Origin of the sequence: Bacillus sp. FSL W7-1582 (assembly GCF_038593325.1) — a bacterium.
Lineage (GTDB): Bacteria > Bacillota > Bacilli > Bacillales > Bacillaceae > Bacillus > Bacillus altitudinis.
The window spans coordinates 1,415,464-1,441,074 of sequence record NZ_CP151987.1; the positions used below are offsets into that span (position 1 = coordinate 1,415,464).

General features: G+C 40.1%; 28 protein-coding genes. 19 read left to right on the forward strand and 9 right to left on the reverse strand.

Features of this window, described 5'->3' with window-relative positions:
* Nucleotides 1-4: 4 nt before the first annotated feature.
* The 3 genes from NSQ11_RS07260 to ade all read left to right on the forward strand — a co-directional run bounded on the left by NSQ11_RS07260 (nt 5) and on the right by ade (nt 3,546).
* Nucleotides 5-847 (forward strand): gamma-glutamylcyclotransferase family protein, encoded by an 843-nt coding sequence (locus tag NSQ11_RS07260; protein WP_046343442.1) that lies wholly within the window; start codon nt 5-7, stop codon nt 845-847.
* 37 nt (nt 848-884) lie between these two features.
* Nucleotides 885-1,553, forward strand: coding sequence for a TrkA family potassium uptake protein (locus NSQ11_RS07265; RefSeq protein ID WP_008345123.1), 669 nt, complete (start codon nt 885-887; stop codon nt 1,551-1,553).
* Nucleotides 1,554-1,815: 262 nt separating this feature from the next.
* A complete protein-coding gene (ade, locus tag NSQ11_RS07270; protein WP_048001598.1) occupies nt 1,816-3,546 on the forward strand; it encodes an adenine deaminase in 1,731 nt (576 codons plus the stop codon).
* A 99-nt stretch (nt 3,547-3,645) separates the two neighbouring features.
* On the opposite strand, the gene rnjA is transcribed toward ade, so the two are convergent.
* Together rnjA and NSQ11_RS07280 are read right to left on the reverse strand one after the other, a co-directional pair.
* A complete protein-coding gene (rnjA, locus tag NSQ11_RS07275) occupies nt 3,646-5,313 on the reverse strand; it encodes a ribonuclease J1 (protein ID WP_008345116.1) in 1,668 nt (555 codons plus the stop codon).
* A 5-nt stretch (nt 5,314-5,318) separates the two neighbouring features.
* Nucleotides 5,319-5,528, reverse strand: coding sequence for a DNA-directed RNA polymerase subunit epsilon (locus NSQ11_RS07280; RefSeq protein WP_008345114.1), 210 nt, complete (start codon nt 5,526-5,528; stop codon nt 5,319-5,321).
* A gap of 394 nt (nt 5,529-5,922) precedes the next feature.
* Between NSQ11_RS07280 and NSQ11_RS07285 the strand changes: the two genes are divergently transcribed.
* Nucleotides 5,923-6,702, forward strand: coding sequence for a Cof-type HAD-IIB family hydrolase (locus NSQ11_RS07285; RefSeq protein WP_335357939.1), 780 nt, complete (start codon nt 5,923-5,925; stop codon nt 6,700-6,702).
* 38 nt (nt 6,703-6,740) lie between these two features.
* Here the strand turns inward: NSQ11_RS07285 and def are convergent, their stop codons facing one another.
* Together def and NSQ11_RS07295 are read right to left on the reverse strand one after the other, a co-directional pair.
* Entirely contained in the window at nt 6,741-7,298 is a 558-nt protein-coding gene (gene def / locus NSQ11_RS07290; RefSeq protein ID WP_008345111.1) for a peptide deformylase, read from the reverse strand.
* Nucleotides 7,299-7,410: 112 nt separating this feature from the next.
* A complete protein-coding gene (locus NSQ11_RS07295) occupies nt 7,411-7,590 on the reverse strand; it encodes a YjcZ family sporulation protein (protein WP_026050085.1) in 180 nt (59 codons plus the stop codon).
* Nucleotides 7,591-7,825: 235 nt separating this feature from the next.
* Between NSQ11_RS07295 and NSQ11_RS07300 the strand changes: the two genes are divergently transcribed.
* The 5 genes from NSQ11_RS07300 (at nt 7,826) to lpdA (ending at nt 14,027) form a co-directional block, all read left to right on the forward strand.
* Nucleotides 7,826-8,494, forward strand: coding sequence for a YkyA family protein (locus tag NSQ11_RS07300; protein ID WP_008345105.1), 669 nt, complete (start codon nt 7,826-7,828; stop codon nt 8,492-8,494).
* 567 nt (nt 8,495-9,061) lie between these two features.
* Nucleotides 9,062-10,177, forward strand: a complete 1,116-nt coding sequence (gene pdhA / locus NSQ11_RS07305; protein WP_007498599.1) for a pyruvate dehydrogenase (acetyl-transferring) E1 component subunit alpha — start codon at nt 9,062-9,064, stop codon at nt 10,175-10,177.
* 3 nt (nt 10,178-10,180) lie between these two features.
* Entirely contained in the window at nt 10,181-11,158 is a 978-nt protein-coding gene (gene pdhB, locus NSQ11_RS07310; protein ID WP_007498597.1) for a pyruvate dehydrogenase complex E1 component subunit beta, read from the forward strand.
* A gap of 108 nt (nt 11,159-11,266) precedes the next feature.
* Nucleotides 11,267-12,610 (forward strand): dihydrolipoamide acetyltransferase family protein, encoded by a 1,344-nt coding sequence (locus NSQ11_RS07315; protein WP_008345100.1) that lies wholly within the window; start codon nt 11,267-11,269, stop codon nt 12,608-12,610.
* Nucleotides 12,611-12,614: 4 nt separating this feature from the next.
* The gene (gene lpdA / locus NSQ11_RS07320) at nt 12,615-14,027 is read left to right on the forward strand and encodes a dihydrolipoyl dehydrogenase (protein WP_003211097.1); all 1,413 of its coding nucleotides are present in this window, start codon (nt 12,615-12,617) and stop codon (nt 14,025-14,027) included.
* Between the two features lie 125 nt (nt 14,028-14,152).
* On the opposite strand, the gene NSQ11_RS07325 is transcribed toward lpdA, so the two are convergent.
* Entirely contained in the window at nt 14,153-14,533 is a 381-nt protein-coding gene (locus NSQ11_RS07325) for a hypothetical protein (RefSeq protein ID WP_223255627.1), read from the reverse strand.
* 317 nt (nt 14,534-14,850) lie between these two features.
* On the opposite strand from NSQ11_RS07325, the gene NSQ11_RS07330 reads away from it, so the two are divergent.
* Nucleotides 14,851-14,970 carry a GapA-binding peptide SR1P gene (locus NSQ11_RS07330; protein ID WP_003212464.1) on the forward strand — a complete coding sequence of 40 codons (120 nt, stop codon included), beginning with the start codon at nt 14,851-14,853 and terminating at the stop codon, nt 14,968-14,970.
* A gap of 42 nt (nt 14,971-15,012) precedes the next feature.
* On the opposite strand, the gene NSQ11_RS07335 is transcribed toward NSQ11_RS07330, so the two are convergent.
* Nucleotides 15,013-16,485 carry an aminotransferase class I/II-fold pyridoxal phosphate-dependent enzyme gene (locus NSQ11_RS07335; RefSeq protein WP_017367175.1) on the reverse strand — a complete coding sequence of 491 codons (1,473 nt, stop codon included), beginning with the start codon at nt 16,483-16,485 and terminating at the stop codon, nt 15,013-15,015.
* A 190-nt stretch (nt 16,486-16,675) separates the two neighbouring features.
* Between NSQ11_RS07335 and NSQ11_RS07340 the strand changes: the two genes are divergently transcribed.
* On the forward strand, nt 16,676-16,945 hold the full coding sequence (locus tag NSQ11_RS07340; RefSeq protein ID WP_008345089.1) for a UPF0223 family protein: 270 nt from the start codon (nt 16,676-16,678) through the stop codon (nt 16,943-16,945).
* 27 nt (nt 16,946-16,972) lie between these two features.
* Here the strand turns inward: NSQ11_RS07340 and NSQ11_RS07345 are convergent, their stop codons facing one another.
* On the reverse strand, nt 16,973-17,608 hold the full coding sequence (locus tag NSQ11_RS07345) for a DUF1054 domain-containing protein (protein ID WP_035392176.1): 636 nt from the start codon (nt 17,606-17,608) through the stop codon (nt 16,973-16,975).
* 287 nt (nt 17,609-17,895) lie between these two features.
* Between NSQ11_RS07345 and NSQ11_RS07350 the strand changes: the two genes are divergently transcribed.
* The 6 genes from NSQ11_RS07350 (at nt 17,896) to NSQ11_RS07375 (ending at nt 22,122) form a co-directional block, all read left to right on the forward strand.
* Nucleotides 17,896-18,084 carry a hypothetical protein gene (locus NSQ11_RS07350; protein ID WP_008345085.1) on the forward strand — a complete coding sequence of 63 codons (189 nt, stop codon included), beginning with the start codon at nt 17,896-17,898 and terminating at the stop codon, nt 18,082-18,084.
* Between the two features lie 133 nt (nt 18,085-18,217).
* Complete coding sequence (locus tag NSQ11_RS07355) at nt 18,218-19,024, forward strand: inositol monophosphatase family protein (protein ID WP_046343457.1); 807 nt, start codon at nt 18,218-18,220, stop codon at nt 19,022-19,024.
* Between the two features lie 111 nt (nt 19,025-19,135).
* Complete coding sequence (locus NSQ11_RS07360; protein WP_342501325.1) at nt 19,136-21,061, forward strand: hypothetical protein; 1,926 nt, start codon at nt 19,136-19,138, stop codon at nt 21,059-21,061.
* Entirely contained in the window at nt 21,051-21,314 is a 264-nt protein-coding gene (locus NSQ11_RS07365) for a hypothetical protein (RefSeq protein ID WP_212356418.1), read from the forward strand. Before NSQ11_RS07360 ends, NSQ11_RS07365 begins: the two co-directional genes overlap by 11 nt.
* On the forward strand, nt 21,314-21,832 hold the full coding sequence (locus NSQ11_RS07370) for a sigma-70 family RNA polymerase sigma factor (RefSeq protein WP_212356640.1): 519 nt from the start codon (nt 21,314-21,316) through the stop codon (nt 21,830-21,832). The genes NSQ11_RS07365 and NSQ11_RS07370 overlap by 1 nt, the downstream gene beginning before the upstream one ends.
* On the forward strand, nt 21,829-22,122 hold the full coding sequence (locus NSQ11_RS07375) for a zf-HC2 domain-containing protein (RefSeq protein WP_212356415.1): 294 nt from the start codon (nt 21,829-21,831) through the stop codon (nt 22,120-22,122). The genes NSQ11_RS07370 and NSQ11_RS07375 overlap by 4 nt, the downstream gene beginning before the upstream one ends.
* 43 nt (nt 22,123-22,165) lie before the next feature.
* Here NSQ11_RS07375 and NSQ11_RS07380 read toward each other — a convergent pair whose 3' ends face one another.
* Both NSQ11_RS07380 and NSQ11_RS07385 read right to left on the reverse strand, forming a co-directional pair.
* A complete protein-coding gene (locus tag NSQ11_RS07380) occupies nt 22,166-22,801 on the reverse strand; it encodes a hypothetical protein (protein WP_203144304.1) in 636 nt (211 codons plus the stop codon).
* Between the two features lie 273 nt (nt 22,802-23,074).
* On the reverse strand, nt 23,075-23,254 hold the full coding sequence (locus NSQ11_RS07385) for a DUF5325 family protein (protein WP_008345070.1): 180 nt from the start codon (nt 23,252-23,254) through the stop codon (nt 23,075-23,077).
* Nucleotides 23,255-23,368: 114 nt separating this feature from the next.
* On the opposite strand from NSQ11_RS07385, the gene typA reads away from it, so the two are divergent.
* Together typA and NSQ11_RS07395 are read left to right on the forward strand one after the other, a co-directional pair.
* On the forward strand, nt 23,369-25,207 hold the full coding sequence (gene typA / locus NSQ11_RS07390; protein ID WP_008345068.1) for a translational GTPase TypA: 1,839 nt from the start codon (nt 23,369-23,371) through the stop codon (nt 25,205-25,207).
* A gap of 54 nt (nt 25,208-25,261) precedes the next feature.
* Complete coding sequence (locus tag NSQ11_RS07395; RefSeq protein WP_007499841.1) at nt 25,262-25,585, forward strand: YlaH-like family protein; 324 nt, start codon at nt 25,262-25,264, stop codon at nt 25,583-25,585.
* Nucleotides 25,586-25,611: the final 26 nt, after the last annotated feature.

The following is a 25,611-nucleotide window of genomic DNA, read 5'->3' on the forward strand; positions in this document are numbered from 1 at the left end:
TGTGATGACGAAGGAGACAAAAACTTTATTTGTGTATGGGACACTTTTAAAGCACGAAAAGTATCACGAGACATTGATGAAAGAAAGCAGTCCATTAGCAGCATCTGCTTGGATAAAAGGGAGACTGTACGATACAGGTGAGGGTTACCCTGTGTGTGTTGTCTTGGAACAAAACACAGTATATGGAGAATTGTATGAGGTCAGTGATGAAACGCTGCATAAGATAGATGAGCTAGAGGAAGGGTATGACCAGCAGGAAATAGAGGTTATGACAGACCAGGGGCCAAGGTCAGCCGTTGCTTATACAATAGGTAAGCAGAAGGCATCGAGCCTGAAGGAGATTGAAAGCGGCTGCTGGAAGTCATATCAACTATGGGAGCGCAAACCGTCTTCCTTCTATTATTTTGCCTATGGGTCCTGTATGGATGATGCAAGGTTTAAGCTTGCGAAAGTGGAACATTATTTCAAACAAATCATCGGCGGCGGCACACTTGATCGTTTTACCACAAGGTTTACATTGGTGCGCCCTGATGGATCAAGAGCAGATATGGTAGAAGACGGCGGAGAAACAGAGGGTGTTCTATATGAAGTGCCTTTTGATGCCATTCGTTATTTGTACAAACGAGAAGGTGTAAATGAAGGGACTTATCGCCCAGCATTTGTCGATGTCACAGTAGGTGATCAAGTGTATGAGGACTGCTTAACGTTTCTCGTTTTAAAAAAGAGCGAAGAAATTGCGCCTCCTGGTCATTATCGCAGTGAAATCGAAAAAGGAGCAGACCTTTACTTAAGTGAAGCATTCCGTAAAAAAATACGGTCACATATGGATTCATTAATCAAACCGTAGTAAAATGCATGGTAAGTGATATAAAAGGAGTCTGAACATGAAAAAGGAATATGCAGTCATTGGTCTTGGACGCTTCGGCGGAAGTATCTGCAAGGCGCTAAGCGAAGAAGGACTTGAAGTCATGGCCATGGATATGAATGAAGATCGTGTGAACGAATATGCTAAAATTGCATCACATGCCGTGATTGGTGATTCGACGGACGAATCTGTCCTAAAAAACCTAGGCATCCGCAATTTTGATCATGTGATCGTGGCGATAGGTGAAAACATTCAGGCGAGTATTTTAACAACGATTATGCTGAAAGAGCTGGGTGTCAAAATGGTCACAGTGAAAGCTCAAAATGACTACCATGAAAAGGTTTTGAATAAAATTGGTGCGGACCGTATTGTCCATCCTGAACGAGACATGGGCAGACGGATTGCACATAAAATTATTTCTAACAACGTGCTTGATTATTTAGAGCTGTCAGATGAGTACAGCCTTATTGAAATCGTCGCCAACAGCAGACTCGCTGGGCACTCTTTGTTAGATCTCGACATCCGTGCAAGGTACGGGATCAATATCGTGGCAATTAAGCGCGGGAAAGAAGTGATCGTTTCACCGCTCGCAGATGAAATGATTCAAAAAGAAGATATCCTCATTGTCATTGGGGCAGTGGCAGATATCGGGCGCTTTGAAAAACGGGAAATGCAGAACGACTATTAAACACTCCGAGAAGGGGTGTTTTTTGCTTTAGAAGTGTACATATGCGGCGGACATTGTGGGAGAGAACAAAGTGGAAATGAGCCGTTTACTTTCCAAAAGAACAGCAAAATAGACCATGGTTATTTTTCAGCAAATTATCACTATTCAGAAATAAAAATCAATCTTTTGATATGGTTGATTTTCTCTAAATGTCATTGACTGGACAAACAGATTCGTTTACGATAAGAAACATTATATTGTTTACTCGGAGGAGGCAGTGTCGTTGGATAAGGAGCTTTTCAGACATCAAATTGAGGTAGCTGCAAAGAGAAAAAAAGCAGCCCTAGTGATTAAACATGCGAAGGTTATGGACGTGTTTAACCAGGAATGGATAGACGCTGATGTCGCTGTTGAAAATGGAAAAATAGTAGGAATTGGGGAGTATGAGGGAGAACAGGAGCTGGATGCAACAGGTCAAATGCTTGTTCCTGGTTTCGTTGACGGCCACGTTCATATCGAATCCTCGATGGTGACTCCTGCTGAATTTTCCAAAGCTGTCGTTCCTCACGGCGTGACAACTGTTGTAACAGACCCGCATGAAATTGCCAATGTATCCGGTGTTGCAGGTATCCGTTTTATGCTCGAAGAAGCGAGAAAAGCTGCTTTAAATATATATTTCATGCTGCCATCCTGTGTACCGGCAGTCAGCTTTGAACGATCAGGTGCTACACTAAAAGCAAAAGATTTAAAGCCTCTTTATCAGGAGAAAGAAGTGCTTGGTCTTGCCGAAGTGATGGATTATGTTGCGGTGGAGCAAGCGGAAGAAGATATGCTTCAAAAACTGCTTGATGCTCACCATGAACATAAACTCATTGATGGCCATCTAGCAGGATTAACGGACCGATTAATTAATGTGTACCGAACAGCTAATGTCCAAACGGATCATGAGGTGACAACAGCTCAAGAGGCCCTTGAACGTGTCAAAAGAGGCATGTATGTCATGCTCAGAGAAGGCTCTGTTGCTAAAAACGTGAAAAACGTATTACCTGCTGTCAATGAGAAGAATGCGAGACGCTTTTTCTTTTGTACGGATGATAAGCATTTAGATGATTTAATGGCTCAAGGAAGTATTGATGAACAAGTACGGATGTCGATACAAGAAGGATTGGACCCCTTTTTAGCATATCAAATGGGAAGTTTAAATGCAGCGGAGTGTTTCGGTCTCAAAACAAAGGGAGCGATTGCGCCAGGCTTTGACGCAGACTTTATGCTCATTTCTGACTTACATGAGGTAGGAATTACAAGCGTCTTTATCGCAGGAGAATTGGTCTCTGAACATGGAGAATATTTGCCAAGTGTCGACAAGATCACGCCAAATTCTTCGCTCATGCAATCGGTACATGCAGTGGACGTTCAAGAGAAAGATCTAACGCTGCCTATAACAGATCACCAAAAGATGAATGTCATTCGCATTATACCGAATCAACTTGAAACGAAATTAGAACAAATATCTCCATCTGGAAGCGATGGACAATTTACGAGTGATATTGATCGAGATGTATTAAAAATAGTGCTTGTCGAACGCCACAAAGGTCTATCTGAAATTGGGATAGGGGTTGTCAGCGGATTCGGCCTAAAAGAGGGGGCAATTGCAACAACAGTTGCCCATGACTCGCATAACTTAATTGCCGTTGGAACAAATGATGCTGATATGATCAAAGCCATTGAGACGTTAAAAGAAGCAGGGGGCGGTTTGACCGTTGTAAAAGATGGAGAAGTTCTTCATACGCTTCCATTACCGATTTCCGGTTTATTATCAGATCAACCTGCACATACGGTCAATGAAAGCCTTCATGCACTTCATGATGCTTTAAAGGAAACAGGCTTTGTCTTAGACTTTAATCCGTTTTTGACATTATCCTTCTTGGCACTGCCAGTCATTCCTGATGTGAAAATGACAACACAAGGATTGTTTGATGTGAGAAGTTTTCAGCATCTCCCGATTCAATCGTAAAACAATGACTGAACCCGCACGTATCGTACAGATATGCGGGTTTTTTTATTGCCCATAAAAAAGAGACACAGCCAATTGGCTGTGTCTCCTTGTACGTCATTACACTTCCATAATAATCGGCAAGATCATTGGGCGGCGTCTTGTTTTTTCATAAAGGAAAGGAGCAAGAGTGTCAGTAATCTCGTTCTTAATTTCTGACCATTGAGTCGTCTTACGTTCCATTACTTTTTCAAGATGCTTTGAAATGAGATCTTGCGCGTCATTAATGAGGTCTCCAGATTCTCTCATGTAGACAAAACCTCTTGAGATTAAATCAGGACCTGCAGAAATTTTGAATTCTTTCATATCCATGCTGACAACAACAATGACAAGACCTTCTTCTGAAAGAATGCGGCGGTCTCTTAACACGATGTTGCCGATATCACCAATACCGCTACCGTCGATATACACGTTGCCTGATGGAATTTTGCCAGCGACACTTGCTTCGTCACCTTTCAGTGCAAGAACTTCACCGTTATCCATGATAAAGCAGTTTTCCTCAGGGATTCCGCAATCATTCGCAAGTTTAATATGCGTTTTTTGCATGCGGTACTCACCGTGAATCGGCATGAAGAATTTTGGTTTAATTAAACGGAGCATCAGCTTTTGTTCTTCCTGCCCGCCGTGTCCAGAGGTATGAATATTATTGAGTGAGCCATGAATGACTTCAGCACCAGCACGATAAAGCTGGTTAATGGTACGGCTTACGCTAATATTGTTACCTGGGATCGGTGAAGACGAGAAGACAACAGTGTCTCCAGGGTTAATTGAAATCTGGCGGTGTGTACCGTTGGCAATACGAGAAAGAGCGGCCATCGGTTCGCCCTGACTACCAGTACAAAGAATGGTTACTTTGTTTGCTGGAAGGCGGTTGATTTCATTGTGCTCAATGAATGTGTTTTTTGGACATTTGATATATCCGAGCTCTTGTCCAATATCAATGGCAGACTCCATGCTACGCCCAAACACAGCGACTTTTCGGCCATTGGCAACAGCTGACTCGATGACTTGCTGAAGTCTGTGAATGTTAGATGCAAATGTAGCAAAGATAATACGTCCATCTACTTTTCTGAAGATGTCATCAATGCTTTCACCTACACGTCTTTCGGACATCGTAAATTCTGGAATTTCACTATTTGTACTGTCAGATAGAAGACAAAGAACGCCTTCTTTCCCGATCTCAGCCATTTTCGTTAAATTGGCAGGCTCGCCAACAGGAGTAAAGTCAAACTTGAAATCGCCTGTATGTACGATGTTACCAGGAGGTGTCTTCACGACAATTCCATAAGAATCTGGGATGCTGTGCGTCGTTCTAAAGAAAGACACAGCTGTTTTTCTAAATTTGATCGTATCTTCTTCTTCAAAGATGTGAAGTTTGGTCTGTCTTAATAGACCATGCTCTTCCAATTTGTTACGAAGTAGGCCGATTGCGAGTTTGCCTCCGTAAACTGGAATATTCACTTGCTTGAGAAGGTAAGGGATACCGCCGATGTGGTCTTCATGTCCGTGAGTAATAAAAAGACCTTTGATTTTATCTTCGTTTTTAACTAAATACGTATAGTCAGGGATGACGTAATCAATTCCAAGAAGTTCATCTTCAGGGAACTTAATACCAGCATCAATCAAAATGATTTCATCTTGAAATTGAACGCCATACGTGTTTTTACCGATCTCGCCTAATCCGCCGAGCGCAAAAACTGCCGCCTGATCGTTTTTTACAAATTTCATTCCTCTCATAGCTCCAATACTTTAAAATTTTCACTTTCTCGTTCATAGTCTAAAAAAGCACCGTCTACAGGCTGAATGAATTCAATATTGTAGTTATGTTTTTTCAACTTATCGCGTACGTCTCTTTCAGAAACCGCTTCAACGTATAGTGAATCTGTGTGTTCTCTCACAGGTACCTCAGTCGTACTTGCCTGAAAAAATACCTTATATATCATCCAAATCTCTCCTTAAATACCGTATGTTACACTCGCTTATTCTATTATATTAAAAAAACGCGCATAAGAAAAGTCTCAGAGAAAAAAGGACCTTCAGCAAATGTGCGGAAGATCCTTTTAAGCAATCGATTTTTTACGAAGCATGTCCTTCCATTGTCTTCGAATTTTCTTGCGCAGACGACGAAGCATCGCGGATCGCCTCCTTTCGGTATGAGTCTCATTCAGCCATTTGTTCCGTTCTCTCTATATACTTGTATTATATGATGTTTCCACTTAATGTTACATGGTTATATGTGGGAAATGGGCGTTTTAAGAGGAAGTGGTTTCGTCAGTGAAGATCTTTCTGTATGATGAAGGGGAGAGGGTATACATAACAAGAGACAGGAGACGAGATATGAATAAAAAAGTCATCTTCTTTGATATCGACGGTACTTTATATGACCATGATAAAAAAATACCTGAATCAACGAAGCGAGCTGTTCGTTTATTAAAAGAAAAAGAGCATCATCTCTTCATTGCATCTGGCCGTTCGCCTTTTCTCATCCAGCCTATTTTAGAAGAAATAGGGCTTGACTCATTTATTGCTTATAACGGTCAGTATGTCATGTACGAAGGAGAAGTCATTTATGGCAATCCGCTTAAGCAAGAGCTGATGGATAAAATTTATGAAACAGCGGATCAACATGATCATCCGCTTGTTTTCATGGGAGAGAAGACGATGAAGGCGTCTGTGCCGAACCATCCATTTATCCATGAAGGGATTGGCACTTTAAAAACAGAGCACCCCGAGCACGATTTGTCATTCTTTAAAGAAAACGTCATTTATCAAATGCTGCTATTTTGTAAAGCAGAAGAGGAACATCTATATGAAGCGTTCCGTGAAGAAATTGATCTCGTCAGGTGGCATGAGCTGTCTACGGATGTCCTGCCAAAAGGTGGATCAAAGGCTGAAGGAATTAAACGAGTCATTGAAAGACTTCCGTACGATCAAAAGGACACAATTGCCTTCGGTGACGGGCTGAACGATCGAGAAATGATTTCGTTTGTTGGAACAGGCGTTGCGATGGGGAATGCAGTCAATGAATTAAAAACATTAGCTGACTTTGTCACCAAACCTGTAGATGAGGATGGCATATTCCACGCTGTGACTGAATTAGGCCTTATTGATGAATAAAAAACAAGACCCGCTGATGGACGGGTCTTGTTTTTATGTTATGATCTGCCGATCGCAACCGCGTTGTCTGGCTCGGCGAATGGATGATCTTTTTGAATATGATCATAAAACATAATGCCATTTAAGTGGTCAATTTCATGCTGAAAAACGATGGCCGGAAACCCTTTTAGGCGAATATCAATGTCTTCACCTTCAAGCGTTGTACCTTTCACCCTGATTTTTTCATAGCGCGGGACGAATCCAGGGATGGCTTCATCAACAGATAAACAGCCTTCTCCAGTAGCTAAATAAGCTCTTTTGACTGAGTGGCTAACAATGCGAGGATTGAATAATGCATAGCTGTAAAGTTCTCCGCCCTCGTCTTCACAGTGAACAGCGATCATTCGTTTACTGATATTGATTTGCGGAGCTGCTAGGCCAACACCGGGTCTAAGTTCATATTTTTCAGCAATGTCTGCATCCTGACTGTTTTTGACAAATTCAATCATGTCAGCTAATTGCTGTTTTTCTTCTTCTGTTGGCGGGAGTTCGACCGCTTCAGCTGTTTGTCTTAAGACGGGATGCCCGTCTCGTACGATATCATCCATGGTAATCACAAAACTTCACTCCTATTTCCTTTGTATGTAAAGTATATAAAATGATACACAACATATGCAATGAAATAAAGAAGACCGGTCGTATGAGACCGGTCAGAGGCTTATTCAGCCATTAGCAGCAGCCACCGCCGCCTAAGAATGCTGCGCCAACAATGATCAATAGAATGAATAGGACGACGATTAAAGCGAATGTACGTCCACCACCGTAACCGCAACCGTATCCACCACCATAACTTGGATAGCAACAACCGCCGCCGTATCCATAACCGTAACCGCCGTATCCACCATACATACTTCCATGACTATAATTAGACATACTTTTGACCTCCTTTGGAAATACACTCGGCCTCTCATAAGTGAAGGCGAAGCGTGTAATATAAACTATGTATGAATGCACTATTTGTATAGTCATGAGCCTAGAGCATGAAAAAAATCTTCTTTCCCCTCAAAAAACCATCCTCTTTCCTTGTCACAACCGCCCTGAAAAATTATAGTGGTATGTGGAGATGTAAAGGGGGACCTTGTAATTGAAACAGATGAAAAGAAGAATAAAAGCAGGTGCAGCTTTAGCGGGGATATGTACCCTCTTGCTTGCGGGCTGCGGAGGTCAAAATCCGCTTTATGAGATGCAAGATGCCATGACGAAAATGAGCGAAAAAGAAGCATCCTTTGAAAAAGAACAAGGCGCACTGCAAAGCTATGAGAAAAAAGAGCAGCAGTTGTATAAAAAAATGATTCAAACAACAAAAGACCACACAAAAACAGTCTCAAGCTTGTCTGATCAAGCATTAGCATCGGCAGAAAAGCGTGAAGAACATTTAAAAACAGAAAAAGACAGCATGGATCAATCGAAAAAAGAATTTCAATCTGTAAAAGAATTCGCTGGACAGATAAAAGATGCGGAAGTAAAAGACAAAGCAGAACAAACAGTCAAATCAATTGAAAAAAGATATGCATCGTATGATCAGCTTTACCGTGAGTATCAAAAGGCGCTGAAACAAGACAAGCACTTGTATGAATCTTTAAAAAGAAAAGACTTAGGATACGCTGAACTGAAATCCAAACTGAAAACAGTCAATCGTTCCTATAGTAAAGTGAGAAAAGAAAGCAAGAAGTTCAATCAATATACAGATCAATTGAACGAATATAAACAAGCTTTATACAAAACAGCTCAGAAAGAATCACAAAATAGCTAAAAACAGTACTTGCATATTTGCTAGCTCTGTTTATCGCTGCTACTCACAAAGTGCCTGAGTGCCGTTACTCGTTTTTCCAAGATATCAAACTGAAAAGAAGAGAAAGGGTTAAAATGAAGTTCATTTTAGCCCTTTGTCCATCACGATCAAAAGAGCTAAAAATAGCTCTTTTTTTATTTTTCGACAAAAACAAACATGTGCTATTGTAGTACAGTGATCCACTCTATACTAGTACAGTTTGTGCTGTTGATTAAACAGATTGATACAGGTCACCATAAAAAGTAAAGCGAATACATTTATTTAAATAAAGCCGTTAAATCAATTGACGGACTATTTTTCTTGTTGTAAACTATTCCTTGTTAACAGAAGTTGTATTAGTTTTTTGTGAACTATCGTTAATACAGTTAGAAAAACTCAAAAGCAAGCGATCATCCAATGTTTCGACAATGATCTTTGTGGCTATTATATACAGGAGTCATATGAGCATTTTGGGTTATCCTATATCTGTATGTATAAATGGATTCACGACAAATTGACTGTTAAAAGAAAGGAAGAGGTGACTTTAGAATGGCTGCAAAAACAAAAAAAGCAATTGTTGATAGCAAAAAGCAATTCGATGCCATCAAAAAGCAGTTTGAAACGTTCCAAATTTTAAACGAAAAAGGCGAAGTCGTAAACGAAGCGGCAATGCCAGATCTTTCAGATGACCAATTAAAAGAATTAATGCGCCGTATGGTGTTTACACGTGTATTAGATCAACGTTCAATTTCATTGAACCGTCAAGGACGTCTTGGCTTCTATGCGCCAACAGCTGGACAAGAAGCTTCTCAGCTTGCAACTCACTTTGCACTTGAGAAAGAAGATTTCATTCTTCCAGGATATCGTGATGTACCACAATTAATCTGGCATGGTCTTCCACTAACAAAAGCATTCTTGTTCTCTCGTGGACACTTTGTTGGGAACCAAATGCCTGAAGATGTGAATGCACTTTCTCCGCAAATCATTATCGGTGCACAAATCATTCAAGCTGCTGGTGTAGCTCTTGGTTTGAAAAAGCGCGGTAAAAATGCTGTTGCAATCACTTACACTGGTGATGGTGGAGCTTCACAAGGTGATTTCTACGAAGGTATTAACTTTGCAGGGGCTTACAAAGCGCCAGCGATTTTTGTTGTCCAAAACAACAGATATGCGATCTCTACACCTGTTGAAAAGCAATCTGCTGCACAAACGATTGCACAAAAAGCAGCTGCAGCTGGTATCGTAGGCGTACAAGTTGACGGTATGGATGCATTAGCTGTATACGCAGCGACTGCTGAAGCTCGTGAGCGTGCTGTAAATGGTGAAGGTCCAACATTAATTGAAACTCTTACATTCCGTTACGGCCCACATACAATGGCTGGTGACGATCCAACAAGATATCGTACAAAAGAAGATGAAAATGAGTGGGAGCAAAAAGATCCATTGGTACGCTACCGCAAATTCTTGGAAAACAAAGGCCTTTGGTCTGAAGAAGAAGAGAATAAAGTCATCGAAGATGCAAAAGAACAAATCAAACAAGCAATCAAAGAAGCTGACGAACAGCCTAAGCAGAAAGTCACTGATTTGATTGAAAACATGTACGATGTGAAACCATTTAACTTGGTTGAACAGCTTGAAATCTACAAACAGAAGGAGTCGAAGTAAGCCATGGCGCAAATGACATTGATTCAAGCGATCACTGATGCGTTACGCACAGAACTGAAAAATGACGAAAACGTTCTTGTTTTCGGAGAAGACGTTGGTAAAAACGGCGGCGTATTCCGTGCGACTGAAGGATTGCAAAAAGAGTTTGGTGAGGATCGTGTATTCGATACTCCACTTGCTGAATCTGGTATTGGCGGTCTTGCAATTGGCCTTGGACTACAAGAATTCCGCCCAGTAATGGAAATTCAATTCTTCGGATTCGTTTACGAAGTATTAGATTCTGTTTCTGGACAAATGGCTCGTATGCGTTACCGTTCTGGTGGACGCTGGCATTCTCCAGTGACAATCCGTTCTCCATTTGGCGGAGGAGTTCACACACCTGAGCTTCACGCTGATAGCTTAGAAGGTCTTATTGCACAACAGCCTGGTATCAAGGTTGTTATTCCTTCAACACCTTACGATGCAAAAGGACTATTAATTTCTGCAATCCGTGACAACGATCCGGTTGTATTCCTTGAGCATATGAAACTTTATCGTTCTTTCCGTCAGGAAGTTCCTGAAGAAGAGTACACAATTGAAATCGGTAAAGCTGACGTGAAACGTGAAGGTTCTGACCTTTCAATCATCACTTACGGTGCAATGGTTCACGAATCACTTAAAGCTGCTGAAGAACTTGAAAAAGAAGGCGTTTCTGCTGAGGTCGTTGACCTTCGTACAGTGAGCCCGCTTGATATTGAAACAATCATCGCTTCTGTTGAAAAAACAGGTCGTGCGATCGTTGTTCAAGAAGCACAAAAACAAGCTGGTATTGCAGCAAACGTAGTAGCTGAAATCAATGATAGAGCAATTCTTAGCCTTGAAGCACCAGTACTTCGTGTAGCTGCACCTGATACTGTATTTGCTTTCTCTCAAGCTGAGAGCGTATGGCTTCCAAACCATAAAGACGTGCTTGAAACAGCTAAGAAAGTTCTTGAATTTTAATTAAATGACAGAGGGGAAAAGAATTTATTTCTCTTCCCCTTTATCAATTACATGACCGTGTAATGTTGACAGAACAAGGGTTTAACATAATCTAGGAGGCGAAAAACAGTGGCATTTGAATTTAAACTTCCGGACATCGGAGAAGGTATCCACGAAGGTGAGATCGTTAAGTGGTTTGTAAAACCAAACGACGAAATCAATGAAGATGACGTTTTAGCAGAGGTACAAAATGATAAAGCAGTTGTAGAAATTCCTTCACCTGTTAAAGGAAAAGTATTAGAATTAAAAGTTGAAGAGGGAACAGTTGCAACTGTAGGACAAACAATCATTACGTTTGATGCACCTGGTTACGAAAATCTTCAATTTAAAGGCAGCGAAGAAGAAGGCGAAGCGAAAACTGAAGCTCAAGTACAAGGTACTGCTGAAGCTGGTAACGAGCCTGAAAAGAAAGAAGTTGCTCAAGAAGAAGCGGCAGCAGCAACTGGTGCTGGCGCACAAGAGCAAGTAGATGCTGATCCTAACAAACGCGTTATTGCTATGCCATCTGTACGTAAATATGCGCGTGAAAAAGGCGTTGAAATTTACAAAGTTGCAGGTACTGGTAAAAATGGCCGCGTGCTAAAAGAAGATATCGACAGCTTCCTTAATGGCGGTTCTGCAGCAACTCAAGAAGCAGCACCTCAAGCAGCTGAAAGTGCGAAAGAAGAAGCAGCTCCAAAAGCGGCAGCAGCTCCAGTTCTAGAAGGAGAATTCCCAGAAACTCGCGAGAAAATGAGCGGAATCCGCAAAGCGATCGCGAAAGCAATGGTGAACTCTAAGCACACAGCTCCTCACGTAACATTAATGGATGAAGTTGATGTAACAAACCTTGTTGCACATCGTAAACAATTCAAACAAGTTGCAGCTGATCAAGGAATCAAGTTAACTTACTTGCCTTACGTTGTAAAAGCTCTAACTTCTGCTTTGAAAAAGTACCCAGTACTTAACACTTCTATCGATGATAAAACAGATGAAGTTGTTCAAAAGCATTACTACAACATCGGAATTGCAGCTGATACTGAAAAAGGCTTGCTTGTTCCAGTTGTGAAAAATGCAGATCGCAAAGCGATTTTCGAAGTATCTAACGAAATCAACGAGCTTGCAACAAAAGCACGTGATGGTAAATTGGCTCCAGCTGAAATGAAGGGTGCATCTTGCACAATCACAAACATCGGTTCTGCTGGTGGACAATGGTTTACTCCAGTCATCAACCACCCAGAAGTAGCGATCCTTGGTATTGGCCGTATCGCTGAAAAAGCGGTTGTTCGTGATGGCGAAATCGTTGCAGCTCCAGTCTTAGCTCTTTCCCTAAGCTTTGACCACCGTATGATTGATGGAGCTACTGCGCAAAATGCCCTTAACCACATCAAGCGTTTATTGAATGATCCACAATTAATTTTAATGGAGGCGTAAATTCATGGTAGTAGGAGATTTCCCAATCGAAACAGATACTCTTGTCATCGGTGCAGGTCCTGGTGGATATGTAGCTGCTATTCGTGCTGCACAGCTAGGACAAAAAGTAACAATCGTTGAAAAAGGAACACTTGGCGGCGTATGTCTAAACGTCGGCTGTATCCCTTCAAAAGCATTGATCAATGCTGGACATCGTTTCGAGAATGCAAAGCATTCTGAAGACATGGGTATCAAAGCTGAAAACGTAACAGTTGATTTCACAAAAGTTCAAGAGTGGAAAGCTTCTGTTGTCAACAAATTAACAGGTGGAGTTCAAGGTCTTCTAAAAGGAAATAAAGTAGACATCGTCAAAGGTGAAGCTTATTTCGTAGACAGCAACTCTGTACGTGTCATGGATGAAAATTCAGCGCAGACTTATACATTTAAAAATGCAATTCTTGCAACTGGATCTCGTCCAATCGAATTGCCTACATTTAAATACACAGACCGCGTGATTAACTCAACTGGTGCTTTAGCGCTTAAAGAAGTACCTAAAAAGTTAGTTGTCATCGGTGGTGGATACATCGGTACTGAGCTTGGTACTGCTTATGCGAACTTTGGAACAGAAGTTGTCATCCTTGAAGGTGGAGACGAAATCCTTCCAGGTTTTGAAAAGCAAATGAGCTCTTTAGTGAAACGTAACCTGAAGAAAAAAGGAAACGTTGAAATTCATACAAACGCTCTTGCAAAAGGCGTTGAAGAAAAATCTGACGGTGTCACTGTTACTTTCGAAGTAAAAGGTGAAGAAAAAACTGTCGATGCTGACTACGTACTTGTGACTGTTGGTCGTCGTCCAAACACAGATGAGCTTGGTCTTGAGCAAGTTGGTGTTGAATTGACAGACCGCGGAGTTGTCAAAACTGACAAACAATGCCGTACAAGCGTTTCAAACATCTATGCAATTGGTGACATCGTTGATGGACCACCACTTGCACACAAAGCTTCTTACGAAGGTAAAATTGCTGCTGAAGCAATCGCTGGAGAGCCAGCTGAAATTGATTACCTTGGTATTCCTGCTGTTGTATTCTCTGAGCCAGAACTTGCAACTGTTGGATACACTGAAGCAGAAGCAAAAGAAGAAGGAATCGATATCGTTGCAGCGAAATTCCCATTCGCAGCAAACGGACGTGCACTTTCTCTTGATGCAACTGATGGCTTCATGAAAATGATCACTCGTAAAGAGGATGGTCTAGTGATCGGTGCACAAATCGCAGGTGTTGGTGCTTCTGATATGATTTCAGAGCTTAGCCTTGCAATTGAAGCTGGTGTGACAGCTGAAGATATCGCAATGACAATTCACGCTCACCCAACTTTAGGTGAAATCACAATGGAAACGGCTGAAGTAGCAATCGGAAGCCCAATCCATATTGTAAAATAATGAACGTTTAACCCCTCTCCGTATGGAGAGGGTTTTTTTATGTATGTGAAACCTCGCTGAAAACGAAAAGCCCTCATGAGCTGAGGGCTTTTTTCATATGGATATATAAGTGCAAAGTCGAACCGTTAATTTGTATTCACTCGATCTAATGCTTGGCATATGGGTGATAAGATATCCTCTTTACTTCGGACATTACCTTCCACCTTCACAATGACTTTTTCATTATTGACAAGTAAAATAGCCGGCAGTTCGTCTACTTCATTTTTCCAGCCTTTACGATCTTCTTTGACAATCATCTTGGACATTTCCTTCGGATATTCATTTTTTAAATCGAGCACTGCGTCATAATAAGGACTTTCTTTATCAAGATTTTCTGCATCAGTAAAAAAGAGAATTCTTGGCTTTTGAATATGACTGACCTGGTCTGTCTGATTCGGTATGATATACGCAAATGAGCATGAACTAAGTACAAAGAGCATAGGGAATATAATGAGAAGGGTCCTCATAAAATTCAATCTATTCACCTCAAAATCCTTTGGGGTTGTACCAACATTTTTAGGAGCCAGTTCCCTGTTAGTCACTCTAGTGTATCACGTCCTTTTTGACAATTTTCGATTGTTACTCAATTGTTACAGAATTGATATGAAGCAAAATACATTTGAAACGTTTCCTCAATATGAAGAGAAAAAAGCATATATTTATAAAAAATGATTAAATGTGTCATACAATTAATCGTTGACAACTTAAATGTGACATCATATTATAGAAATATGAAATAGATTAAACGCTTTCAAACTTTGAGTAAAGAAAAGGGGAATGTACTGTGGGTACAATTATTTGTCAAGATTGCAATGAAACCATTGATCAATTTGAAAATGAAAAAGTGACAACACTTTATGGAACATGTGGTCACTGTCATTGCTGTGATGAAGCCTCTGAATAAATAAAAAAGCATGCAGCTCCAATGGGGCTGCATGTTTCTTTTTTATAAAATGGCTTTTTGTTCTTTAATGACACGAATCATATCTAGTGTGGAATCTTCTGGTCCTTGAACAGGAAGACCAATTTCGATATTTTTAAAGATATAGGAGATATTTTCTTCTGTGATGATTTCTCCTGGTATAAAAATAGGAATACCAGGCGGATAAACCATGACAAATTCTGCAATGATCCGGCCAGCCGCTTCTTTAAATGGAATGACTTCCGTTGTTGCGTAAAAAGCGTCACGCGGCGTCATCGCAAGCGAAGGGATTTCAGGCAGTAACACTTCTGTCACGGCTTGTTTGCCGCCTTGACGTGCAGAGGTGGCCGCAATTTCCTTCATAGCCGTTACAAGCGTATCAATCGTCTCATCACAATCGCCAGGCGTCACGATACATAAAATATTGTATAGGTCAGAGAGCTCTACTTCAATTCGGTAGCTTTCTCTTAGCCATTTCTCCACATCATGGCCATTGAGACCAAGGTCTTTAATGGAGATGATTAATTTTGTTGGGTCATAATCGTAAGTAGAAGGTGAACCGAGAATTTCTTGACCAATACAAGTAATACCTTCAATTTCGTTTAAACGAGTTCTTGCTGATTCAGCTAATCGAATGGCTTCATCTGCAAGTGCCTTTCCTTCAGTCGCTAATCGCTTTCTAGCGACATCCAGGGAGGCTAAAAGCAAATAAGAAGTAGACGTAGTTGTCAGCATGCTTAAAATAGATTGTACTCGATCCTTTGAAACAAGCCCTTCTTTTATATTTAAAATCGAGCTTTGGGTGAGAGAGCCACCAAGTTTATGCACACTTGTTGCTGCCATATCAGCTCCCGCCTGCATCGCAGACAATGGAAGCTCATCGTGAAAATGAATATGCACACCATGTGCCTCATCTACAAGAACAGGTACGTCATATGAATGAGCAATGTCTACAATGGTTTTTAAATCAGCTGAAATGCCAAAATACGTTGGGTTAATCACAAGCAGCCCTTTCGCATCTGGGTGTTTAGTCAGCGCTTTTTTAGCTGACTCTGGCGTGATGCCATGAGAGATGCCAAGCTCTTTGTCAATTTCCGGGTGAATAAAAACAGGTACTGCACCAGAAAATACAATAGCAGACATAATCGACTTATGGACATTACGTGGAACAATAATTTTGTCTCCAGGACCACAGACGGTCATCACCATTGTCATGATCGCGCCGCTTGTTCCTTGTATAGAGAAAAACGTATGGTCGGCACCAAATGCTTCTGCTGCAAGCTCCTGTGCTTCTTTGATCATTCCTCGAGGCGAATGTAAATCATCAAGAGGTTCTATATTAATAAGGTCAATGCTTAATGCATTGTCTCCAATGAATGCTCTAAATTCAGGGTCCATTCCGGCTCCTTTTTTATGGCCTGGAATGTGAAATTGGACTGGATTGGTTGAAGCGTGTTTTTTTAGTCCAGTGTATAAGGGTGTATCATGTTGTGACAATTGCTTTCCCACCTTCATCGAAATACCTGCTATTATTATCCCAATAACAGCAGATTTCATTGCATAAAACAAAAGAATTATATTATGAACTGATCGGAATGTAAAGCATAAAATCAATCGGATTCTGATCAAACAGATGCTATAATAAAAGTTCAAATAAGAAATGTGGATTAAAGTGAGGGACAAGTAAATGGAATATCAATATCCAATGGACGTCGACTGGACAACTGAAGAAAAGATGGCGGTCATTTCATTTTTTCAAGCCGTTGAAAAAGCCTATGAAACAGGAATTGCGAAACAAGCATTACTAGAGGCTTATAAACGATTTAAAGAAGTTGTACCATCAAAAGCAGAAGAAAAGACGCATTGTGCGGCGTTTGAAAAGGGAAGTGGGTATTCCCCTTATCGCACAGTAAAAAGCGCAAGAGAGGCTGAAGAAACAGCTATGATACGGATGTAAAAAACGAGCCAACATAGGCTCGTTTTTTTATACAGATTCTTTTTGTGTAAAGCGGTATAGATAAGTTACTGTGCGGAAGGCATCTTCAATTTTTGATAAGAATTCTTCATTATTCATTTGAACAACTTCTTCTCTAGGAAGCTGGATGCCACAAAGGAGTTCAGCCTTTTTGACTGTTTGAACACGTTCAAATAGTGTTCTCAGCTGTTCAGCATCAAGTTCGCTGTGGCGGAGAACGTCCGGTTTCATATGATCCTTAGACCAAACAAAGTCTTGCGGTATTTTCTTTTGGATCGTGTCCAGCTCTTTTTCGAATAGTTGCCCATACTCACCTTTCACTGGAGATTCATAAATGAGCGCAAACCATACAAATACATGAGTTTTCCAAAGCCCAATTTGGAAATGAGGGAGCTTTTTATACCCACGCTTACTGTTAGCGAAAGCCACCCAAGTGTCATTTGGCGGGTTGACTGATCTTCTTGCATGTTTTGCCACGTGGACAAACATTTCGTCTCCTGTAATAGAAGAAAGAAGCGGTGCAAAATGTTCACCAAGTGCTTCAAGCTTTGGACGGACTCTCTCTTTTAATACGGCCATCCGTTCATCTAAACCGTCTACTGTGAATGTTTCAAAATCTTCATCTCTAAAACGCATTTCACTCATGTTATGCCTCCTGTATCTTTTCGCTGATCATATTTTATCATAGCTTGGGTCAAGCTCAAAAAAAGATGCACTTTAAAGAGAAAGATAGCAGGGATCTTGGTTCGGCGTTTAAAAACATCGATTTTGTGGTACATAACAAATAGGTAAAAACACAATTTTCAGAATGTCGTTGCGGTTATGCGATCGCTTCATACGATATAAGCAAGAACCATTTCTCTTATCGATTGTATTTTTTATCAATGAAAACTGACAACGAATGAATCATTCTCTGGAAGGGGCGTTGACCAATGAAGCAAATCGTGAAGCATGGGTATAGACAAGAGAAGAAGAATCGCATCGCTGTGTGGAGATTAGAGGTTGATTATGAGCTTTCTACGCTTCATGAAGCCATCGAGCAAAAAGATGATATCCAAGTAGAACGCAGCAAACGAAAGCTTGAGCGCCTAAGAAAAGAATGGGAGCAGCTTCAAGGGTAAAACAAGGTGAGGTAAAAACGAACCAATTCATCGGTTCGTTTTTGTATGAAGCTGCTTTTTTCTTGCTTTTACGTACATAATATCAGTATGCTAATACAAATAGGTACTACATAGAAAAGAGGTTTACAGTCCGATGACAAACTGGGTGGAAATTGACCGACTTGCAAAGCTTTGGGTAAAAGAAGCGGGTAGCCGCATTAAAGAATCCATGCAGGAAGGTCTATCAATTGAAACAAAATCAAATCCAAATGATCTTGTCACAAACATCGATAAAGAAACAGAACGTTTCTTCATTGAAAAGATACAGTCGACATTTTCAGATCATCATATTTTAGGAGAAGAGGGCCAAGGGGAAGAAGTGACCTCTCTTGACGGGATAGTATGGATCATTGATCCAATTGATGGCACCATGAACTTTGTCCATCAAAAACGAAATTTTGCCATTTCAATTGGGATATTTGAACATGGTGTGGGGAAAATCGGTCTTATTTATGACGTCATCCATGACGAGCTCTATCATGCAGTCAAAGGAGAAGGGGCGTATATGAACGATACCTTACTCCCGCCTTTAAAAGATGTCGCCATTGAAAAAGCCATTGTCGGCATTAACCCAACATGGGCGATTGAAAGCCCCCATTTTGACGCTAAGCCGTTTGCCCGTCTCGTACGCGATGTGAGAGGAACAAGAACGATTGGATCAGCTGCACTTGAACTGGCTTATATTGCAAGTGGAAGAAGCGACGCATATGTCACGTTAAGGCTAGCGCCATGGGATTATGCGGCTGGATGTGTGTTGCTTGATGAGGTAGGCGCTGTTTACTCGAATATTCACGGAGAACGCTTAACGTTTCTAGAGAAAAATAGCATTGTTGCTGGAAATCGATCCGTCTGTGAAAAAATCTTGCATGATTACATAAAGGGAAGCGGAAATAAAAAATAAACAAAATCACTTCATGAGAATGAAGTGATTTTTTGTATTTGATGAAACTTTTTGACAAGTCAAATGTCTATACGAACGAGGCCTTAATTTGAAGTAAAGGATTGTGTAGCGATGATTGATTTGTTTAGTGATTTATCCCTCCATTTTGAAAGGTTTTTTATTTTAAATGAGTACAGTATCCACATGATTCAATGGTGTGTGCTTGGACTATTTGTCCTTTTCATTACACTTCCCATATGGAAAGAAAAGAAGAGTCGTTATGTATTTTATGCTGGAATCGTATTAAGAGTAGTTCTGCTAGGGAGTATGACACTTGAGATGATTCACCAAGTTCTAGCTAGACAGTATACGATCGAAACATTTGAAGTGCTGACAGATTTCATGCAATTTCTCATCTATGGATATGTCTTGCTTGCATCACTTTTCTATGTGATTTCTCTTCCTTATTTAAAAAATAAAGGCATGTTTTTTGCATTTGATTTATCTGTGTTACTTCTGCCTTTATGTCAAACGATATTTATTGTGTTAGTTGAAAGCAAAAAGTTCTTTCTTAGCGGTGATACGGAGCTGATATGGAGAGATTTGATCATCATTTTGCTTATGATTGGCTTTGCCGCTTTGGTACTTCACCTATTCTTTCGTTTGTTTTGGCATCAGAAGTGGAAAGAATTGCTGTTTTTCTATGGCCTGATTTTCGCTGCGCTGCTGTATATTTTTTATCCTTCTATCTCGAAGTATGAGCTACAATCTTCGTTTAAATCCATTGTGATTTTAGTAGCGGCCGCAGGAAGCTTTATGACATTACATTTGTTATGTGTGTTACTACAAAACAAGGTGAAGTTGAGACAGTGGGGTACTTGGGGAATTGTCGTCTTTTTTATGCTGATGCTGAACCCGATCTTAAATCTTCCACATATCATGTTTCAATTTACTAAAACGGAACTGACAGATACTTTCTCAGAAGAATATCGCCCTTTATCTGAAGCAAGTGCAAAAGCATTCGCTTCAAAGTTTGTACCATCGGACACTACATTATATTCAACGACTAGTAAACAGCCGATCTCTGATAACTACGTGTTTGCAGCCGATCAATATGAAGTGAATGTTTCTGCGTTTACAGGTGAATTAAACAGCTATTTTTATCATGGCCGCTCAAAGGGTCAGCATTTGACCGATAAAGAATATAGGGAAAAAACCATTGAATTTTTTGAAAGAAGCGGCCGATCCGTTGATCTAGACCGCATTCATATCGTCGTCGAAAAAGAAGACGGGGAGACAAGCGTTCTTCTTTTGCCAAAAATGTCTCAGAATAAAGATGAGAGCTTAGCGTTTGCCACCTGGAAAAAAGAGACGCTTCGACAAGCGCAATATGGGAACGCCATCTTTCAATTAAAGGATATAGACGGGATCAATTTAACAAACAAAGAAATGAAAACGAAAATTAATCGTATTTATAAAAAGTTAAGTTTACAGCCACCAGCTTACCAGATCACAGACGTTGATGCTTTTTATTTTGAATGGCAGCATGAAGTGACGGTAAAGACAGCCGATCAATCTGAATTTCTGTTTAATGGTTCAACGAAAGAATTGCTGAAAATACAGCTATCAAAAGCGATTCTTCAACAGAAAAAAGGAAATATCAGTGACGAAGATTTGTTTGAAATGATAGGGGAACAGTCAAAAGACGTGAAGACAGAAACAGGAACTCGTGAACACAAACAATATACTTTTCACGGGTCATCAAATTTACTTCATGTGACGAGAGATGCCGATGGAATTGAGTTGAATTGGCAATCAGACTCTTCTTTACCGCATACGGTATCGAATCAAGAACGTGATGAAGTCTATCAGCAAGTTCTCAAAAAGTATGAACCTTATACCATCTATAAAAAACAAATCAAGCCGGTGAGAATGATCGACAAAGAGGGAAAAATAGGCATTTCGTGGTTTGTGATCATTCAAACCTTCGGATCGAATGAGCGGAAAATATATGAAGTAAATGAACGAACAAAAGAGGTGCAACGTTTTGACAGATAAAGAAAAAAAAGCCATCTTTCAAGACTTATATGAATTGTATCAGGAAGGGGAGCTTGGAGAAGAGGCTTCTAACTGGATGAAGACGCATGAAAAGCAGTTTCAGCATTCTGTTAAGGGAAATGAGTTTGCTCCTGCCCACACTGAGGATCAGAACGATTATCTCGAATTAAAACGCATGAAGTGGTTTATTTCTTCGTTATACTTCTTTTTTATCGTTTTATCAATTTGGATGACTGTGTGGTTTTATTTTTGATGTCTAGACCGACCAATCAAATTGAAAAAATATATGAAGAATATTTTCAGGAAATCACCAAATATTTATATCGCAGAACGGGAAATGTCGAAACAGCCAAGGACCTTGCGCAGGATGTATTTATCAAGGCACTGCATGGATTATCCTCTTTTAAAGGACATTCAAGCATTAAAACATGGCTTTACACCATTGCTTATCATACATTTGTCAACGACTATCGCCGAAAAATAAAACGAACTTTTACGGATGTAGAAAATGCTGATTTTTTAGAGCAACAGATATTCATGACACCTGAAGACCATTTAGAAACTCAAGCTGATATTCAAAGGCTGTGGAGCCAGATCAATCAATTGAAGGATTCTTACCGAGAAGTCCTCATTTTAAGAGATATTCAGGAATTATCGTATGAAGAAGTAGCGGAAATTTTGAATTGGACCTTATCTAAAGTAAAGACAACCCTTCATCGAGCTAGATTAGAGCTGAAACGAAAGCTACATTGTGAGGAGTTCAACAAATGAGCTGTTATTTGATTGAAGAACTATTACCACTTTATATAGAAGGGGACACGAGAGAAGAAACAAATCAATTAGTGGATGAGCATTTACGTTCATGCAAAAAATGCCGTTATCTATATGAAGAAATGAAAGAACCAGTCTCTATTGCAAAGTCAACAGATTTCATACCGTTTATAGATGAAAAAGAAGAAAAAAGAAAGTTTGAAAAGCGCTACTATGGAAAACTGTTATTACGGGCAAGTATCGTTTTTAGTATCGTCTATCTCATCATGCTCTTGATCTATTGGATATAAGAAAGAACCCCCATTTGGATGAACCGGATGGGGGTTTTTGAGCTTAGTTCAATTTTTCTTTAGCAATTTGAACTGCATCATAGAACGTTTTTAATTGCTCTTGAGGAATTTTCTTAAGCAATTGGTTGAAAACAAGTAATTCAGTAGAGCTGAATCCAAGACCTTTAGCGATTTTAGAATCAATTACAACGTTTCCTTTTTTGTCTAGAACAAGTGCATCACCAGCAAGATCAGCAATTCTGATCACTGATTTGAAAAGCTTTTCGAATTTAGTTGCTTCTTCTTTAGTAAGACCAAGTTCAACAGCTTTTTCTGCATCAAAAACTAATTTTCCTTTTTCGTTTTTAGTGATGCTTTCACTGAAAACGATTGTAAGAACAGCTGCGCGATCTAAGAATTTCTCAGCAGTCGCCGCTTCTTCTTCAGTAAGACCGAGCTCAACAGCTTTTTTCACATCAAATGTGTAGTTGTTGTCTTCCTCAACAAATGAATTGATGAGAATGTTGATGACACGCTCGTTTTTCTCCAATAATTCTTTAATAATTTGTTGCTGCTCAAAAGGAATCCCTTTGAAAGTTGCAGCACTTGCTTGCCCAGGAGCTACTGTTGTGAAAGTAAAAATGATAGCTAAAGCGAAAAATACAACAGAGCTGAGCGATTTGCTCAAAAACTTCTTCATGCTTCTTTTCTCTCCCTTTTCTGTTAAATTTTGTTGCAAGAACAGCATACCATGAGAAACTTTGTGGAAGAATAGGAAAAATGTAACTTTGTGTTTGTTTTTGGAGAACTATAAAAGTTCTTGTCGAAAAATGGAAGAGTTCAGATTGCTTATATTTGCCAACTCTATATGAAGTTTTTAGTTGAATCACTAGGGTTACATAGGTGGTTAGTCTTGTTTTTACCCAAAATAAAAGCCTTCTACATGTAAAATGTAAAAGGCTTTTCATAAATTTTATGATTGTACGTTTAATTTTCGTTTTAATGTAAATCCTGTACCCATGAAAATCATGGCGAACACAATACTTAAGCATGTTCCCAGTATGCTTTTTTCTGCAACAGACACTCCAATAAACGCCATACTGACGACGGCAAGTAATGCACATAATAATAGAAGCCATTTGATTTGTTTCATTTGTCTCCATCCCTTTTTTTTAGAGTTAATATAAGTTTACAGAAAAACGATCGGCATTTAAAGGGGATTGTGATATAATATGAAAGTTATCTAATTATTTTAGGAGATGAAAATGTGAAACTTCGAAAAGACCTTCGCAACATCGCAATTATTGCCCACGTTGACCATGGTAAAACGACGCTTGTTGACCAATTGCTCCATCAAGCTGGTACTTTCCGTGCGAATGAAAATATCGCTGAGAGAGCCATGGATTCCAATGATTTAGAGCGAGAGCGCGGTATTACGATCTTAGCTAAAAATACTGCGATCCATTATAAAGATACACGCATTAATATTTTAGATACACCAGGACACGCCGATTTCGGTGGTGAAGTTGAGCGTATCATGAAAATGGTAGATGGTGTACTTCTCGTTGTGGATGCATATGAAGGTTGTATGCCTCAAACACGATTCGTGCTAAAAAAAGCACTTGAGCAAAACTTAACACCAATTGTTGTTGTCAATAAAATTGACCGTGACTTTGCTCGTCCAGCTGAAGTAGTCGATGAAGTCATTGACTTGTTCATTGAATTGGATGCAACAGAAGAACAGCTTGAATTCCCAGTTGTATATGCATCAGCAATCAATGGTACAGCAAGTAACGATGCTAGTAAGCAAGATGAAAATATGGAATCGTTGTTTGAAGCGATTGTCAACCATATCCCATGCCCAGTCGACAACCATGAAGAGCCGCTTCAATTCCAAGTGGCGCTACTTGATTACAATGATTATGTTGGAAGAATTGGAATTGGCCGTGTATTTAGAGGAACGATGCAAGTAGGACAGCAAGTTGCTCTAATGAAAGTGGATGGCAGTGTAAAACAATTCCGCGTGACAAAGATTTTTGGTTTCCAAGGGTTAAAACGAGTGGAAATCAATGAAGCGAAAGCTGGAGATCTTGTCGCAGTATCTGGTATGGAAGACATCAACGTAGGAGAAACAGTCTGCCCGGTAGAACACCAAGAGGCTTTGCCGATCCTTCGTATTGATGAGCCGACACTTCAAATGACATTTGTTGTGAATAATAGCCCATTTGCAGGCCGTGAAGGAAAGTACGTGACATCACGTAAAATTGAAGAGCGTTTAGAACAGCAGCTTCAAACAGACGTAAGTCTTCGTGTAGATCCAACGGATTCACCGGATGCTTGGGTCGTATCAGGACGCGGTGAGCTTCACTTATCAATTCTGATTGAGAATATGAGACGTGAAGGATTTGAACTGCAAGTATCGAAGCCAGAAGTTATTGTAAAAGAAGTAGATGGTGTTCGATGTGAGCCTGTAGAGCGTGTTCAAATTGATGTACCTGAAGAGCATACTGGCTCTGTTATGGAATCAATGGGTGCAAGAAAAGGTGAAATGATTGACATGATCAATAATGGTAACGGTCAAGTTCGCCTGATCTTTACAGTTCCATCACGTGGTTTAATCGGATATACAACTGAATTTCTTTCATTAACTCGTGGTTTTGGTATTTTGAACCATACGTTTGACAGCTACCAGCCGATGCAGTCTGGTCAAGTTGGCGGACGCCGTCAAGGTGTACTTGTTTCAATGGAAACAGGTAAAGCAACTGCTTACGGAATCCAAGGCGTTGAAGAGCGCGGTGTGATTTTCGTTGAGCCGGGTGTTGAAGTATACCAAGGAATGATTGTTGGTGAGCATAACCGTGAAAACGATCTTGTTGTCAACGTGAGCCGTATGAAACAACAAACAAACGTACGTTCAGCGACAAAAGATCAAACGGTTAGTATGAAAAAACCACGTATTATGTCACTTGAGGAATCTCTTGAGTACTTAAATGAAGACGAATACTGTGAGGTTACACCGGAATCGATCCGTTTAAGAAAGAAAATTTTAGATAAAAATGAACGTGAGAAAGCAGCGAAGAAGAAAAAGCTAGCAGGATTATCTTAATTCCATGAAGAATTAAAAAGATAGAACCCTGAAAGATAAGGGGAGGGAATCTTTTTGAATGATCAGGAAGTAAGTGAGAATCTATCCTTTTTCGCGATGCTGTTTCGTGTCGATGAAAATCCGCAAACAGGGATGTGGCTCCTATATGGCACCATCCTTGTTTTAGCGATTATTGTTTTTAAACTCGGATTTGCTAGACGTTTACCGATTTTAAAAGCACTTGTCATTTATTTGTTTTTGATTTTTGGTTGCACGTTTCTCACATTTCTAGGTATCTTCTTGCCAGTCGCAGAAGGCCTGGTTGTGGCAGCTGTCATTTTGATTATTTATAAAATACGACTGCATCGTGCGAAAAAAGAAGGAACAGTGAGTACGTAAAAAAGACCTGAACTTGTGTCAGGTCT

Bases quoted from the DNA above. Each gene is read 5' to 3' on its own strand.
- NSQ11_RS07370 (WP_212356640.1), top strand. From the start codon at position 21,314: ATGTCTAGACCGACCAATCAAATTGAAAAAATATATGAAGAATATTTT.
- rnjA (WP_008345116.1), bottom strand. From the start codon at position 5,313: ATGAAATTTGTAAAAAACGATCAGGCGGCAGTTTTTGCGCTCGGCGGA.
- NSQ11_RS07350 (WP_008345085.1), top strand. From the start codon at position 17,896: ATGAAGCAAATCGTGAAGCATGGGTATAGACAAGAGAAGAAGAATCGC.
- lpdA (WP_003211097.1), top strand. From the start codon at position 12,615: ATGGTAGTAGGAGATTTCCCAATCGAAACAGATACTCTTGTCATCGGT.
- NSQ11_RS07380 (WP_203144304.1), bottom strand. From the start codon at position 22,801: ATGAAGAAGTTTTTGAGCAAATCGCTCAGCTCTGTTGTATTTTTCGCT.
- NSQ11_RS07260 (WP_046343442.1), top strand. From the start codon at position 5: ATGACGAAGGAGACAAAAACTTTATTTGTGTATGGGACACTTTTAAAG.
- NSQ11_RS07325 (WP_223255627.1), bottom strand. From the start codon at position 14,533: ATGAGGACCCTTCTCATTATATTCCCTATGCTCTTTGTACTTAGTTCA.
- NSQ11_RS07355 (WP_046343457.1), top strand. From the start codon at position 18,218: ATGACAAACTGGGTGGAAATTGACCGACTTGCAAAGCTTTGGGTAAAA.
- NSQ11_RS07385 (WP_008345070.1), bottom strand. From the start codon at position 23,254: ATGAAACAAATCAAATGGCTTCTATTATTATGTGCATTACTTGCCGTC.
- NSQ11_RS07375 (WP_212356415.1), top strand. From the start codon at position 21,829: ATGAGCTGTTATTTGATTGAAGAACTATTACCACTTTATATAGAAGGG.
- NSQ11_RS07265 (WP_008345123.1), top strand. From the start codon at position 885: ATGAAAAAGGAATATGCAGTCATTGGTCTTGGACGCTTCGGCGGAAGT.
- NSQ11_RS07280 (WP_008345114.1), bottom strand. From the start codon at position 5,528: ATGATATATAAGGTATTTTTTCAGGCAAGTACGACTGAGGTACCTGTG.
- NSQ11_RS07360 (WP_342501325.1), top strand. From the start codon at position 19,136: ATGATTGATTTGTTTAGTGATTTATCCCTCCATTTTGAAAGGTTTTTT.
- NSQ11_RS07285 (WP_335357939.1), top strand. From the start codon at position 5,923: ATGAATAAAAAAGTCATCTTCTTTGATATCGACGGTACTTTATATGAC.
- pdhA (WP_007498599.1), top strand. From the start codon at position 9,062: ATGGCTGCAAAAACAAAAAAAGCAATTGTTGATAGCAAAAAGCAATTC.
- pdhB (WP_007498597.1), top strand. From the start codon at position 10,181: ATGGCGCAAATGACATTGATTCAAGCGATCACTGATGCGTTACGCACA.
- NSQ11_RS07295 (WP_026050085.1), bottom strand. From the start codon at position 7,590: ATGTATGGTGGATACGGCGGTTACGGTTATGGATACGGCGGCGGTTGT.
- NSQ11_RS07345 (WP_035392176.1), bottom strand. From the start codon at position 17,608: ATGAGTGAAATGCGTTTTAGAGATGAAGATTTTGAAACATTCACAGTA.
- NSQ11_RS07340 (WP_008345089.1), top strand. From the start codon at position 16,676: ATGGAATATCAATATCCAATGGACGTCGACTGGACAACTGAAGAAAAG.